Genomic DNA, 14,659 nt, shown 5'->3' on the forward strand with positions numbered 1-14,659 from the left:
TTTTTAATTTTGAAAGTTAATTTCTGCATCCGGTAATGGCACTACATACTGAGCTGCTCCCATTGTTAAATTTCCGCTTGCAGCCGAACCATTTGGAATGGTAACACTATTTATTCTTTTGTAATAAAAAAACAATTGTCCTTCACCTATAAATTCTTTCTTATATTCTTTTGTAACTTCTGTTGTAACATTAGCTGTTGTCCCTAAATTGGTTAAACCTCTATTGAAACGAAGTGTATTTAGAAAAGTAATACCATCTGCTGCTACCGGAGCTGTTTCTGCTGCTATCAGATACATTTCTGAAAGTTTGAACATTGGAATCTGTAAACGGAAAAGTTTCGTCTTTTCATCTACATCTTCATATTTGAAAAATGTTTTTTGCGTTTTTCCTCCTACTACCGGAACTTTCCAGCTAGGTAAACTTCTATAATCATTATCATTTGATTCAAAAACAGCAGTTAATCTTGTTAATATCGGAGCATAGATCTGAGTATCTTTTAAATTTGAATCAAACAAATCTCTTTGTTTTGTATATAAGGTATAATCACTTAAAGCAAAGAAATTTTCAGAAGAAAAAGTACGGTCCGGATTTGCAGCATTAGTAGCTTCTAAAAATGGAGTCCACGGAAAAAGTGTATTTGATTTCACAAAATTAATTACTTCATTTGCCACTGTAGAAGCACCTGTTTTATCTCCTGAATATAACAACACACGGGCTTTTAAACATTTAACAGCCAGATAATTCATTCTGTTACCTCTATTTTTAGAATAATACAGATTACCATCAAAGTCTGAAGTAGGAGTATATTTTCCTGTTGTTAAAACCGGGTCTTTATGTAATAATGTTAAAGCAGTATCTAAGTCTGCCAATATTTTTACGATTACCTCTTGCGCAGGAAGTAATGGCTCGTTTACTGTAACCGGTTTATCGTAATATGGTATTGCCAATACAGCAGGGCTCACCTTATAAATTGGTCCGTATAGACGCAGCATATCAAAATGAAGCATCGCACGAATTCCTAAAACTTCTCCTTTTAAAAGATCGGCTTTATCTTGTGACACAATACCTGCGTGCTCATCCATGCTTTCCAAAAATTTGTTAGCATATAAGATTGTTTTATAAGCTTCTTCCCAAATATTAGAAAACACTGCTTTTGGATTACTTTCGGCATAAGCATAAGAAGCCATTTTATTTTTGGTATGCGAACTTGGCATATTATATTGTTGTCCCAAAATTTCTACAGCATCCATCGTAAGCTGTCTTCCGTAAAGGTTATTATTGGCCAGACTCAAATAAAGTCCGTTGTGCACATTCTGCATTCCGGCTTCATTTTCATAAATTTGAGATTCCAAAATTTTATCCTGAGGCACTACATCCAGAAAGTCGCTACAGCTTACAGCTGAAAAAACAATGAGGAATGTTAATGCTATTTTATTTAAATACTGATTCATAATTGTGGTATTAAAATGATACGTTTAGACTTAAAGAATAAATTCTTGAAAAAGGATAGTCGATGCCTCGTTCCGCTTTCATGGTAGACATTCTAAAAAACTCATTGGCATAAGCGTTAAATCCTAAACCTGCCAATCCGTTTTTATTTAGCCAGGCTCTGCTGGTTACACGATACCCTAAACGAAGAGATTCTCCTGAGATATAATCATCTTTCTGAATGAAACGAGAAGAGATTGGGGTTGCATTTGTTAAACCAATTGCTTTAAATTGTGCCATTTGTCCCGGAGTTGTCCAACGATCTGTAAACGCTCTGGCATCCTGATTGTCGAAAATATTATCACTGCTAATATTTTCAACTTTATTATATAAAGCCTCATTGAATCGGTCTGCACCAAAACTGTAACGGATGAAAACTCCTAAACTGAAATTTTTATAATTGAAACTTGTAGAAACTACACCGGTAGCAATTTCTCTCGAATTCCCCATTATTCTTTCATCTTTTTTGTCTAAAACAAAAGTGGTTTCTCCATTTTTCTTTAAAAAAACTTCTCTTCCGGTAGCAGGGTCAATTCCTAATGATGGCACTGCCCAAAGATCATTGGAGCTGGCTCCATCATAGAATCTTGTTAAACTGGTTGTTTTTTGAGCAGCCTCATTTAATGAAGCAAGAGCATTATTAAAACCTCCTAATTCGTTTTCATTTGTAGTAGCAGTTAATCCAACTCCCCAATAAATATTGCTCTCTAAGTTGTTTATGATGTTATAATTTGCTTTTAACTCTAAACCTCTTGTTGTAATATAACCTACGTTCAAAGGATAAGCACTAACTCCTGTCGAAGATGCAAGATCTATAGCAACGATCTGCGGTGTAGTCTGACGTCTGTAGGCATTAAATGTAAAGGTTAATCTGTTTCTCCACATTGCCAAATCGATTCCTAAAGATAAATCTTTGGTTTTTTGTGCTTCCAGATCTGTGTTTGCTAATTGTGCAATATTTAATCCTGCTCCAAAAATATTAGTATTGGGTTCATAGATATAAATGTCATGAGAAGCATATCCAACCAAATTCTGATTTCCAGTTTGTCCGTAGTTGGCACGAAGTTTTAAGATGTTTACAATATCTTCGTTCATCTTCAATTCGTTATTGATGTTCCATCCAAGACCAACACCATAATAAGGAGAATATTTCTTATTGGTCCCAAAATTGGTTGCTCCCGAAATAGTCTGGGTTAAATCGACTAAATATTTTCTATCATAAGCATAATTCAGTTGATTGGTAAGATCTACACTTCGAACCATTTCATTATAAGTTCCCGGTTTAGAATCTTGCTGAAATCCAAAGGCAAACGCCGGATTACCCGGAACCCCTAAAGGAAATCCTCTTAGGACAGAACTATAAAGTTTATTTTGTGTTTCTAAAGCCGAAGCCCTGATAGTATAGTTTACGGAGTGAACATTATTAAATACATTTGAATAGGTTCCTCCAATGTTTGCATTCCATTTATTGGTTAAATAATCCTTTCTTTCATAACTCCCTTTTTCTGTTGGAATATTATCAACATACTGTGTATCATCCGGCGAAATAAATTTGGTTGTTGTTTTATCTAACCTTGAAACTGATAACGCAGCCGTAGTTCTAATGTGAGGGTTTATATCATAATTGATTGCGAAGTTGTTCGTAAAATTAACTTCATTGCCTTTATCATAACTATTCAAAAGCATATTGTACATCGGATTTTCTTCCTGATTTACATAATAATTTACGATAGGGTTTCCTACAGATATATTCGTACCATCCATGTAACGTGTCGGGATACCATTTTCATTGTATTTTTCATAATACGGACTTGCTTTTGCCCACGTAGCAAAAGAACCATAAGGAGAAGCCTGATTATTTCCACCAGATATAAAGAAGTTGTTATTGAAACTTACTTTTTTCTTTCTGTAAGTTAAATTGGCATTATATCCCCAGGTATTATGTTCAGTACCTTTCATTGTTCCGGTTACTGTTTTATAATTTCCTGCAAGATTAAATCGGAACTCATCAGATCCTCCTCCTACACTTAAACTGTGTCCGGAAGTAATTCCCATCTGAATTGGTTCATTAAGCCAATAAGTATCTACACCACGTCTTACCGCAGCCAAACGCTGGTTGTACACATTTTGCCAAGCAATAGGCACTTCATACGAAGAATATCTGCTTGGTATGTAAGCTCCGGAAAGTCTTTCGAATTCTAATTTCTGTTCCGCATTCATCAAATTATAAACACTTAAATCTGCTAATTCGTAAGAGGAATTGTAAACATAAGAGACCTGTAGTTTACCAGGAAGCGGTTTATTGGTTTCAATAACCACAACTCCGTTTGCAGAACGTGAACCATATAATGCTGTAGAAGCAGCATCTTTAAGAAGCGTAATACTAGCAATTCTGTTAATATCTAAATCAACAACCTGTTGTAATGTTGTTGGAAATCCGTCCAAAATAAACAACGGCTGATTTGGATCTTCTTTAAACTGGTCATTTACCTGATTGACAGATAAACTCGTTTGTCCTCTCACCTCGATAACCGGCAGCACATTCGGATTTGAACCGGCAAGGTTATTATTTAAAACTATAAAAGATGGATCTAAAGTTTTTAAAGCCTGAACTACATTTTGAGTAGAGATTTGTCTTATTTCTTCGCCTTTGTAAATAGATACAGCTCCCGTGATTAATTCTTTCTTACGAACTGTAACTCCTGTATTTACTACTACTCCACCAAGTTCTCTGGTTTCCTGTTCCAGTTTTACATTAATCACTTTTCTCTTATTTACAGAAACTACTTGTGCTTTATGACCAATATAGGTAAATAAAATTTGTCCGTCTTCCGGTGCATTAATGGTATATTTTCCGTCAAAATCAGTCTGAGCCGTTGCATTTGTTCCTTTTACTTTTATGTTTACGCCCGGAACAGGTTCGCCCTTTTCGTTAGTAACGGCTCCTTTAATTTCAATTATTTTAGATTGAACTACAACTACCGTTTCTGGACGGTTTTCTTTGACAAGAATTGTGTTTCCGTTTGATAAGCTGAAGTCGAAATTTTTACTGGCAAAAGCCGTTTTCAAAAGTTCGTTTACTTTAATTGTTCCTTTTTTTAAATGTACTTTAGGTAATTTTTTAAATAAATCTTCCTGATAAATAAAAGTATAATTTGTCTGTTGCTTGATAATATCAAAAACTTCATCGACAGATACCGTTTTATCAGCTGCAATTACAACTTTTGTGTTTTGTGAAAATAGATTTACGGGAGAAAAACCAAAAATTGTAGTACAAAACAAGAAGATAAAAGTTCTCATAATGTTAATAATTAGCCTCTTTCTTAAATAGAAATAGGCGCTGGTTAATTTAAATTTCATAAATTTACATGTTAATTGGTTGGTTGGTTAATAAAACTGACTTACTGGTTAATACACAGAAAGGGATAAAGCGCAGTACGGTGAGAGGTCTAAACTTTAATCCCTTTTCTTTTTATTTAATTATAATCTTATCATCTTTTTTCTCATAGGCATTAATAAAATTGATGTTCTTGATTGTGGTTAATATTTCTTCGAGCTTCTGATTTTTATTCAAAACCCCATTAAATTTCACATTTCCGAGAGCAGGATCCGCAAATACAATATCTGTATCATACCATCTTGAAAGCACTCTTGCAATATCTTTTAAAGGCATTCCTTTGAAAACAAACAATCCTTTTCTCCAGGAAATTTCATTGTAAACATCTACTTCAGAAACGGCAATATTTCCGTTGTAATCTGTAATTCTTGACTGCTGATTTGGTGTCAGGATTTGTTTTTTACTGGAATTGCTTACCGCCACAACTCCCTGTACCAATGTGGTGTAAATTGTAGTTTCATCTCTATAGGCTTTGATATTAAATTCTGTTCCTATTACTTCTACATTTTGTCCGTGAGTCTGGACTTTAAATCTTGAACCTTTGTGTTTGGTGCTTGGCGACACTTCAAAATAGGCTTCTCCGTAAACCAGCTCAACTTGTCGTGTTTCGCCATCAACAAAGGCTACAGGATATTTTAATTGCGATTCAGAGTTTAACCAGACTTTGGTGCTGTCTGCTAATTGTACAAAAAACTGTCCGCCTCTTGGAATCGTTAAATAATTATTGGCAATTGCGTTTGGTTTTCCTTTGGAATTGTAAACCAGCTTTTCTCCATTACTGGAAGCATTGCCCTGAGTATATGATTTCCCTTTTTCTAAAGCCACCACAGAACCATCTTCTAAAGTTAAAGTTGCTTTGTCGCTACCAATCAAAATTTCTTTGTGGGCAACAGCCGGTGTTTCTATTTTGAGCGGATTGGTTTTATTGATGAATAATGAAATTGAGATCAACAATAATAACGATGCCGCCATTGCCATTAATTTGAAAGTAGTTCTGGTGTAAAAAGGTTTAAGCGGAATAACTTCATTTTCATCAGACAGAATAGCATTTTGAAGACGGGTTCTCATTTTAAGTTCCATTTCTTCTTTAGACCCCAATGCATCGTCCCATTCTTCATCAGTCTGAAAACTTTGGTAATAATTCAATAGTTTATTATTCTCCTCGAGATTGGTATCACCGGAAAGGTATCTATTTAGCAATACTATAAAATCTTCTTTTTTCATTTTTTCTTATTATTAATTCGGGGAGTATATAAGTAAGTATCCTAAAAAGCACATACCCCCTAGTCCAAATTGTATTTTTTTTGAAATTTTTTGAAAAACAAGTAAAAAAGAAGAAAAACCACACATCACCAATCCAACCACTGCATTTTGTTATTTGCTAAAAGATATTTTTTGTCAACCATAAAACCATTGCCATACTCATGCTTTCGCCCATAGACGATCTTATGGTATGAAGTGCTTTGGTTATGTGGTTTTCGACTGTTTTTGTAGAGATGTTAAGTCGTTCGGCAATTTCTTTATGACTCAGCTGTTCTTCACGGCTTAGTTTATAAACTGCCTGACATTTTTCCGGAAGTGCTTCAATTATTAAATTTAACTGTTGTACTAATTCTTCGTGCATTAACTGCGTTTCAGGAGTTGTTGCCAAGAATCGTTTTTCCAGATCGTCAAAAAGTTCGACATGAACTTTATCCTTGTTTTTTCGAAGATGATTAAAAACCTGATATCTTGCACAGGCATACATATAACCTTTCAGTGAAATATGAATTTCAATCTTTTGACGATTGTGCCAGATGTTCATAAAGATATCCTGAATAATATCTTCGCACAATTCTTTGTCTTTAATTACATTATAGGCAGACATAAAGAGCGCCTGCCAAAATTTATTATACAATTCCGTCAAAGCAGATTCATCTCCATCACGAAGACGGTCAATTAAAATTTGATCTTGATTTAAGATGAGATTCGACAAAAGGTTGCGGATTTAGGAAATTGAATAATTCGCAACAAACATAATAAATTTACCTAATAATCCTAATTTGTTCTCGACAACACAGTTTTATATTCAGAATAACTCTTAATTCCAAAATTCCTTAAATCTTAAAAATTTCTTAATTTATAGCGGGAAATATTTTCATTTTTTCAGATTAAATGAATTCTTTAATTAAAATAAAATGAATTTTTCAAAACCCGGAATTCAATTATCTGTTAAGTTAAAATTGTATTTTTATTAAATTAAAAAAAAATGACGTAGCCAATTTCTTTAAATCTGAAATTGAAACTCTTAATCGTGTTTTCAAATTAAAAACACCTTTCCGATTAAGGAATAAAAAAAACCGCTTCGGAGTAACCTTAAAGCAGTTTATTTTAATTATTTCATCGAAGCATCAACTAAATCGCTATGTCGTTTTTAATAATACACATTTAGAATAATAGATGATTTCGAACTATCAATTATTTTTTCAAGCCTCTTAAAAAACACTTCATTCACCATTGGACAGCCATGACTAAGAGCAATATAATAATCCTGCTCATTTTCAGGCACTGCCGAATACGAATGCAATACAATCATTCTTTTTACTGCATTATTGTTTGTTTGATCTAAGCCTTTTAAAATATACGATTTTCCGATGGCATAACGTCCTAATGATGTACAGTTCGAATTGGGTTCGTTGCTAAATTTTAGTTCTCCCCTAACATCCGTTTCAGAACCGGAACCGTTTGCAACTAGACCTTCATCAATTATTTTATTATTTTCCAGGTCATAAACAAAGAATCTGTTTTTACCTGATTTGATTCTCATATCCATAAAAAAGGCAATTTTTGAGTTATAAGAACCGGATGCAATCATAGACTTTACTGCTTCAATCTGTTGACTAAAACGTTCTGTTTCTAAATCTGTAAAAGTTTTATTCCCGTCATGTTTATTGTTACCCAAAACACAAGTGGTTACAAAGAATATAAATTTTAGAATTTTCATAAAGCTGTTTTTAGAATTTAAAATCTTTAAAATCATCTATTTAACAATGCAAAATTAAATCTGATTTCTTTATGAAATATTTCATAAAAGTCTAAAAAACAATAAAATAAGATTTATTTTTCGTGAGTAGAATATTGGTTTTTCATTTAAAAAAATTAAATTTGGACTACCAAAGAAATATTCAAAAAACACAAACAACCAGTCCAGATGCTTCGCCCGTGGCCATTAGAAATTCAGCTTGACAAAAAATCAGATAAAGCGATTTACCTTCAAATTGCCGATGCTGTAATTGATGCCGTAAAAACAGGTAAATTAATTGGCGGAAACGCGCTTCCGGGAAGCAGACAGCTTGCCGAATTATTAAAAGTAAACCGAAATACTGTAGTGGAAGCTTTGGATGTTTTAATTGCTGAAGGCTGGTTGATTTCAGTTGATCGAAAAGGTACTTTTGTGACACATTCGCTTCCGCAGTTTTCTACAGTTTCAGAAGATAAACAGGAATCGAAAACCATTATCGAAGAACCTAAAAGTTATTTGACTTTTGATGACGGACTTCCCGACAGCCGATTGGCACCAATGAATGATTTGGCAAGAGCCTACAGAGAATTATTCAGCCGAAAATCACGCTGGCAGATTATGGGCTACAGCAGTGAATTAGGAAATCCCGAATTCAGAAAAGCGATTGCCCAAATGCTGAATTTTAAACGAGGCATGAGCATTTCTCACGATCAAATCTGTATTACGCGCGGCAGCCAGATGGCTATGTATCTTGCTTCGCATTGCATTTTAAAATCGGGAGATTTTGTGTTAGTTGAAAATCCTGGCTACAAACCTGCTTGGGAAACTTTTGAAAATGCTGGGGCAAAACTACTTCCAGTAGACTTAGAGGCTGACGGATTAAATATCAATCAGGTTGAAGAATATCTGCGAAAGCATCAAAACATAAAAGCGATTTATGTAACACCTCATCATCAGTTTCCTACTACCGTGACTTTATCTTTAGGAAAGAGGTTAAGGTTGATCGAATTATCCAATCAATATGGTTTTACAATTATTGAAGACGATTATGATAATGAGTTTCATTTTGGCCAGCGTCCTATTTTACCTCTTTCCAGTTATTCAGCTCTGCAAAACTATATTTACATTGGAACTTTCAGTAAAATTGTGGCGCCGGCGCTTCGTATTGGTTATCTGGCAAGCTCTTCTGAAAATATTCAAAAAATAGCCAGACACAGAAAAATTATTGATGTTCAGGGTGATAATATAATGGAAGAAGCGGTTTTAAACCTCATCAATGAAGGAAAAATAAAACGTCATCTTAAAAAAGCTAATCTGGTTTACAAAAGCAAAAGAGATTATTTTGAAAATCTTTTAATCCAATATCTTAGTGATAAAGTTACTTTCTCCAAACCCGAAGGCGGACTCGCTTTTTGGATTGTTCTCAACTCTAAAATCGATGTTTTACAGGTTCATGAAAAACTAAAATCGCAGGGAATTCAGATTATGAATCCGGAAAGATTTAGCTTTAACGAAACTATAAAAGGATTTCGGCTAGGATATGCTTCTCTTTCAGAAAAACAAATGGAAGAAGGTATTAAGGCGCTTGCTAAGCTTTTATAAAAAACATTTTTAAACACATAGAAACATAGTTTTTGATGCTGTTGAAAGGCGTTTCACTTGCAATAAAACACACAGTCTATGTGCTTTATTAGTTACCTTTTTTCAACCTTTTTAGATAAAGTATTGATCTATGATTCTATGTGTTTAAATCAAATTTAATTACAGTTTTCCATTTCAATAATAGAAAACCCATTTTCTCGAATTTGGTTTTCAACCTCAATCGGTGCTTTATCAATGTGGCAGAAACGGCATTCTTTAGACGATAAAGTCTGTCCTTCCTGTGCTACACTTTTTAGGTATTTTTTTCCGTATTCGTACACTTGATTGGCATCATTCAGATTTTCATCTACCAAAATATCAAAGTGCATTATTTTTCCGTCTTTACGGGTTACATAAGTATCCCAAACCGCTATTTTCATCTTTTTTTAAGGTTCTAAGTTTTTTACTCTGCAAATTTAGATTGGTTTTGAAAGTGCTAAATCATCCAGTTTTTTCATTTTTTGAAAGATACTGGTCCAGTACAATTCTGAAGGTTAGAACTAATTTTACAGCATGAGAAACGAAATCATTTTTAATCTTCTAAAGGTGCATCAGCGCATCGAAAATGCTTGTAAAGCTTCGGGACGAAATCCTGCTGATGTTCAGCTTTTACTGGCTACTAAAACCGTTCCCGCAGATCGAATCAGAATTGCCATTGAAGCGGGAGAAACTTTAATGGGCGAAAACAAAATGCAGGAATTACGGGATAAAGATGCTGAGTTGAAAAATCTTCCAGTTGAACGCCATTTTATTGGACATCTTCAGACGAATAAAGTAAAAGATATTTTGAAATATGCGAGCTGTATTCAGTCACTTGATCGTTTGAATCTGGCCGATGAACTGCACAAACAGCTTCTAAATCAAAACAGAAAACTGGATGTTTTTGTTCAGGTTAATACTTCTTATGAAGAAAGCAAATTTGGTTTAGCACCCGAAAGTGTTCTGGATTTCATTAAACAAATACAATCGTATGAAACTTTAAATATTAAAGGTTGAATGACCATTGGTTTATTGGATGTTGAAAAAGAAAAAATGATTCCGTCCTTAAGACTTTTAAGAACGATTCGGGATGAAATTTATGCTGAAGGGATTGAAGGTTTACAAGATTTAAAACTTTCTATGGGAATGTCTCAGGATTTAGAACTGGCCATTGCCGAAGGTTCAAATATGGTTAGAATTGGCACTTCAATATTCGGTAACCGCTTTCTGGGAAAAGAAATCTGGAATGAAAACATTGCCGAATAAAACTTAATTTTGCCGAAAATTAAACAGCAGATTAAAGAAAGCGCGTTTGCGACTTTGACAAAGAATGGCTAACCTGAAAATGCTTAGAGAGAATCGTAAGAATAATTAAAAAAGATTTGCTTTAAAATCTTTGCGTCTTAGCCACTTTGCGTGCAAATTTCTTGTTGCTTGAACAAAAACTTTATGTTTTAATCTCGCAAAGTCGTTAAAACGCTAAGATTTTGTACTTAATTTTTAAGATAAAAAAAGAAATTAAAAAGAGTTAGATAGAATGAACCTGAATGATCTTACCGTAAACGATACTGAAAAAATTGCTTTAGATGATTTATTCTTTAGCAATGAAAATAAAGCTGCTTTGTTACAGATTATCAAAGAACACCAATATATCGAAGAACTTAAAAAGTATAATCTTAAAGTTGACAATAAAATTCTATTGCACGGAAGTTCCGGCTGTGGGAAAACGACAACCGCAAAAGCAATTGCTCATACATTAAATAAAAAAATCATTATTGTCAACCTCAGCACCATAATCGATTCCAGAATTGGTGAAACTTCTAAAAACTTAAAAGCGATTTTTGATAAAGCCATTCGCGAAAGAGCGGTTTTATTTTTAGATGAGTTTGATCAAATTGGAAAAAGCCGTGACAGCGACGATAAAGATGTTGGAGAAATGCGCCGTTTGGTCAATACCATCATTCAGCTTTTTGATTATTTCCCTGTTGACAGTTTATTGATTTGTGCTACCAATCATTACGAAATTATTGACAGCGCTTTGCTTCGAAGATTCCAGCTTCGCTTAAAATACGAAATGCCTGCAGACGATCAGCTGAATGTTTATTATGATAAAATTTTGAGCGGATTTCCATCAGAATATCAAAACATCCAAAGAAATTATGGCGTTTCTTATGCAGAAGCTTTGGATTACATTCATACTACAATGAAAAAGCAGATTATTGCATCATTAGAATCCAGATAAAAGCCGGCGCTTTTTTATTTGCCACGAATTGCACAAATCTCCACTAATTAATTTGTGAAAATTTATGCAATTTGTGGCTAAAAAATAATTACACCGTTTTTTGTTATGCAGAAGCTTTGGATTATATACATACCACAATGAAAAAGCAGATTATTGCATCATTAGAATCCAGATAAAAGCTGGCAGGTTTACTCCGCTTTTTTATTTACCACGAATTACAAATCTCCACTAATTAATTTGTGAAAATTTGTGCAATTCGTGGCTAAAAAATAATTACACCGTTTTTTGTTTACATATACCTATTAGGCTTTAACCAAATTTATGATTTTGGCTAAAGCCTAATTCTGTGGATAGATTTGTGAAAATTTGTGTAATTTGTGGCTAAAAAATAATTCACATCGAAAGAACACATTTAAAATAAAAAACCCGCTGTAAAGATTTACAACGGGTCATTTTCTTGGGTGGAGTTTTATATAGAAATATAGTGTACGAATTTTATAAGCCTCTTGTCAACCAGCCTTTTTTGTTTGCTGTTGCAATGGCATAAGGCGCAATCCAGAATAAACTGAAAGTATAGAAAACACTGTAGGAATACGCCCAGAAAGATTCAGCCAAATTGTATCTTTTTGCATAGAACAACATTGAAAAGCTTGAGAAAATCAAAATGGCTAAGAATGTCGAACTGATAAATAATATTGGGTGAACTGCAATAAAATAGAACATAAACAAGATAAAAGGATAGGTCATTGCGATTTTAAAGAACTGATTTGCAAAAAGCATCCTTGCTCCAAATTTTGATCCTTTTCTAAAATCTTTGAAAACATATTTTGCCATCATCAGGTTTTCACGAACATTACTTCTCGCCCATCTGATGAACATTTTATACAATCCTTTGTATTCTTCAGGAACGTTTGTTAAAACGACTGCATTTCTTTGAAATTTAACTTCAAAACCTTGTTTCAAAATCATATTAGTCAAAGCACGATCTTCTCCAATATCTGATGGTTCGCCCATAAAAGTCTGGTTGATCCATTCTGGAAGACAGTTGAATACGGCATCTCTTCTGTATCCTGCCAAAGCTCCCGGAGTACATAACACAGATCCTAATTCGCTTTCTGCAGAACGTTGGAATTCAAAACTCATTACAAAACTTACATTCAGCATTTTTGGTAAAATAGCCGATTTGTTGTTTAAAACCTGAACGTTTCCTGCAACAGCACCGCAGTTTTTGTTTACCACAAACGGACTAACTAGGTTTCTTAAAGTATCTTTTTTCACAATAGAATCACTGTCAACTGTTACGAAGATTTCTCCTGTTCCCAGTTTAAAACCTCTATACAAAGCCTGACGTTTTCCTTGATTTTTTGGTTGTTGGAAAATCGTTACACGATCACCTAATTTTGCTTTTGCTTCCTGCATCCAATACCAGGTATCATCTTTACTTCCATCGTCAATCGCTAAAAGCTGTAATTTTTCTGCCGGATAATCGCTGTCTGCAAGACTTAATAAAGTATCCCAAACCAGTTTTCCTTCGTTGTAAGCCGGAACGATAATCGTACAAGTCGGCAATAAATCGTCTGATACAGACTCGATTGGTTTGTATCTTAAATACAAATAAGAGCTGTAAAGGAAAACTCCTGTTTGATAAAAGAATAAAATAGTCGTGATAATTAAAAATGGTAATCCCCAAGTAGATGCGATTCTTTCAAAATGAAATTGTTCGAAATCATCTTGTAATAGATATACCGCATATACTCCTGCCAGCATTAGGACAAAAGTCCCAATAAGAACGGCTAATCCAAACGGACTTGTTGGTCTTTCTACGTGTATTTTTGTTGATTTTTCTTTAGTTCCAAAAATAGAACTGTTTACTGATTTTCCGCTGATAGCTGTACTACCGTTCGAATAAAATTGTTCTGAGATAAATGTTTCGCTTTCCATGCTTATACTCCTTTTTTGATTGCTTAATTATGGGCTTTTAGTAAAATCTTTTCTTTCTGATTTATTGAAACTCGTAAAGTGAGAAACAATAAGTAAACAAACACATCAAAGATTTAGACATAAACACAATTTGCAACTGGCGTGCCAATACGGTTTAAAGCTGGTATAGAGCATTTTATAAAAAACGGACACAAAAATAGTGTGTAATTATTTTACACTTTGTGGATACAGTAAACAATAAAATGGTGTTTCTTTAGCTAAAAAAGAGCAGTGTTTAAAAGGGATTTCAAGAGATTGGGTTCTCTTTTACTGACTTATTCCATCAGCATACTGCAAGAATGTAACAAACGTATTTTTTAAAATAAAATTGTATTCAATGTAAGAAAATCTATTTTAAACGTTTAAATATTTTAATTTCAGAAAAACATTCTTCCTAAAAAAACAGGAAATCTGACCGAAAAAAGTTAAATTTATCGAAACAAATATAACCCTAAATTGAGAAAATAAGAAAATGAATACAGAGCGCTATAATCTTTTACTCGCTGATGACGATGATGATGACTGCCTTTTCTTTAAAGAAGCTCTTGACGAAACGTCAATTAATGCATCTCTTTCTATAGTTCATGACGGAGTACAATTGATGGATTACTTAAAAACCAACACCTCAAATAATTTTCCTGATGTACTTTTCCTTGATTTAAACATGCCCAGAAAAAATGGATTAGAATGTTTGGCAGAAATAAAAGCAGATGAAAAACTAAAAAAACTGCCTGTCATTATTTTTTCTACTTCATTGGACAGCGAAATTGTAAACAACTTATATAAAAATGGGGCTTCGTATTATATTCGAAAACCAGGTGAATTTTCTAAATTGAAAAAGGTAATCGAAATTGCCCTGACGACGGCATCTGAAAATAATTTCAAACAGCCTGAAAGAGCTCATTTCATTCTGCAACCCTAAATCTTCTT

Annotated in this window: 10 protein-coding genes and 1 pseudogene; 4 read left to right on the forward strand and 7 right to left on the reverse strand. The window is 33.7% G+C overall.

Features of this window, described 5'->3' with window-relative positions:
• Positions 1 to 3: 3 nt before the first annotated feature.
• The 5 genes from HYN56_RS23710 to HYN56_RS23730 all read right to left on the reverse strand — a co-directional run bounded on the left by HYN56_RS23710 (position 4) and on the right by HYN56_RS23730 (position 7,869).
• Positions 4 to 1,452 carry a RagB/SusD family nutrient uptake outer membrane protein gene (locus HYN56_RS23710; protein ID WP_109194466.1) on the reverse strand — a complete coding sequence of 483 codons (1,449 nt, stop codon included), beginning with the start codon at positions 1,450 to 1,452 and terminating at the stop codon, positions 4 to 6.
• 10 nt (positions 1,453 to 1,462) lie between these two features.
• Positions 1,463 to 4,789: a SusC/RagA family TonB-linked outer membrane protein gene (locus HYN56_RS23715; RefSeq protein WP_167398345.1), complete on the reverse strand. Its 3,327-nt coding sequence runs from the start codon at positions 4,787 to 4,789 to the stop codon at positions 1,463 to 1,465.
• A gap of 172 nt (positions 4,790 to 4,961) precedes the next feature.
• On the reverse strand, positions 4,962 to 6,110 hold the full coding sequence (locus HYN56_RS23720) for a FecR family protein (protein WP_109194468.1): 1,149 nt from the start codon (positions 6,108 to 6,110) through the stop codon (positions 4,962 to 4,964).
• 157 nt (positions 6,111 to 6,267) lie between these two features.
• Positions 6,268 to 6,861 (reverse strand): RNA polymerase sigma factor, encoded by a 594-nt coding sequence (locus HYN56_RS23725; protein ID WP_167398346.1) that lies wholly within the window; start codon positions 6,859 to 6,861, stop codon positions 6,268 to 6,270.
• A gap of 438 nt (positions 6,862 to 7,299) precedes the next feature.
• Positions 7,300 to 7,869, reverse strand: a complete 570-nt coding sequence (locus HYN56_RS23730) for a murein L,D-transpeptidase catalytic domain-containing protein (RefSeq protein WP_109194915.1) — start codon at positions 7,867 to 7,869, stop codon at positions 7,300 to 7,302.
• 207 nt (positions 7,870 to 8,076) lie between these two features.
• Here HYN56_RS23730 and pdxR point away from each other — a divergent pair, with 207 nt between their 5' ends.
• Positions 8,077 to 9,489 carry a MocR-like pyridoxine biosynthesis transcription factor PdxR gene (gene pdxR / locus HYN56_RS23735; protein ID WP_109194470.1) on the forward strand — a complete coding sequence of 471 codons (1,413 nt, stop codon included), beginning with the start codon at positions 8,077 to 8,079 and terminating at the stop codon, positions 9,487 to 9,489.
• 155 nt (positions 9,490 to 9,644) lie between these two features.
• Here the strand turns inward: pdxR and HYN56_RS23740 are convergent, their stop codons facing one another.
• On the reverse strand, positions 9,645 to 9,908 hold the full coding sequence (locus HYN56_RS23740; RefSeq protein WP_109194471.1) for a DUF2024 family protein: 264 nt from the start codon (positions 9,906 to 9,908) through the stop codon (positions 9,645 to 9,647).
• Between the two features lie 133 nt (positions 9,909 to 10,041).
• Here HYN56_RS23740 and HYN56_RS23745 point away from each other — a divergent pair.
• Together HYN56_RS23745 and HYN56_RS23750 are read left to right on the forward strand one after the other, a co-directional pair.
• Positions 10,042 to 10,773: pseudogene (locus HYN56_RS23745) on the forward strand (YggS family pyridoxal phosphate-dependent enzyme).
• Between the two features lie 271 nt (positions 10,774 to 11,044).
• A complete protein-coding gene (locus HYN56_RS23750) occupies positions 11,045 to 11,749 on the forward strand; it encodes an AAA family ATPase (RefSeq protein ID WP_109194472.1) in 705 nt (234 codons plus the stop codon).
• A gap of 495 nt (positions 11,750 to 12,244) precedes the next feature.
• Here the strand turns inward: HYN56_RS23750 and HYN56_RS23755 are convergent, their stop codons facing one another.
• Positions 12,245 to 13,690 (reverse strand): glycosyltransferase, encoded by a 1,446-nt coding sequence (locus HYN56_RS23755; RefSeq protein WP_109194473.1) that lies wholly within the window; start codon positions 13,688 to 13,690, stop codon positions 12,245 to 12,247.
• A gap of 511 nt (positions 13,691 to 14,201) precedes the next feature.
• Here HYN56_RS23755 and HYN56_RS23760 point away from each other — a divergent pair.
• Positions 14,202 to 14,651, forward strand: coding sequence for a response regulator (locus HYN56_RS23760; RefSeq protein WP_109194474.1), 450 nt, complete (start codon positions 14,202 to 14,204; stop codon positions 14,649 to 14,651).
• The last annotated feature ends 8 nt before the right edge of the window (positions 14,652 to 14,659 follow it).

The organism is Flavobacterium crocinum, from assembly GCF_003122385.1.
GTDB lineage: Bacteria > Bacteroidota > Bacteroidia > Flavobacteriales > Flavobacteriaceae > Flavobacterium > Flavobacterium crocinum.

Coding starts and splice junctions, on each gene's coding strand:
- HYN56_RS23710 (WP_109194466.1), bottom strand. CDS start 1,452: ATGAATCAGTATTTAAATAAAATAGCATTAACATTCCTCATTGTTTTT.
- HYN56_RS23715 (WP_167398345.1), bottom strand. CDS start 4,789: ATGAGAACTTTTATCTTCTTGTTTTGTACTACAATTTTTGGTTTTTCT.
- HYN56_RS23720 (WP_109194468.1), bottom strand. CDS start 6,110: ATGAAAAAAGAAGATTTTATAGTATTGCTAAATAGATACCTTTCCGGT.
- HYN56_RS23730 (WP_109194915.1), bottom strand. CDS start 7,869: ATGAAAATTCTAAAATTTATATTCTTTGTAACCACTTGTGTTTTGGGT.
- pdxR (WP_109194470.1), top strand. CDS start 8,077: ATGCTTCGCCCGTGGCCATTAGAAATTCAGCTTGACAAAAAATCAGAT.
- HYN56_RS23740 (WP_109194471.1), bottom strand. CDS start 9,908: ATGAAAATAGCGGTTTGGGATACTTATGTAACCCGTAAAGACGGAAAA.
- HYN56_RS23750 (WP_109194472.1), top strand. CDS start 11,045: ATGAACCTGAATGATCTTACCGTAAACGATACTGAAAAAATTGCTTTA.
- HYN56_RS23755 (WP_109194473.1), bottom strand. CDS start 13,690: ATGGAAAGCGAAACATTTATCTCAGAACAATTTTATTCGAACGGTAGT.
- HYN56_RS23760 (WP_109194474.1), top strand. CDS start 14,202: ATGAATACAGAGCGCTATAATCTTTTACTCGCTGATGACGATGATGAT.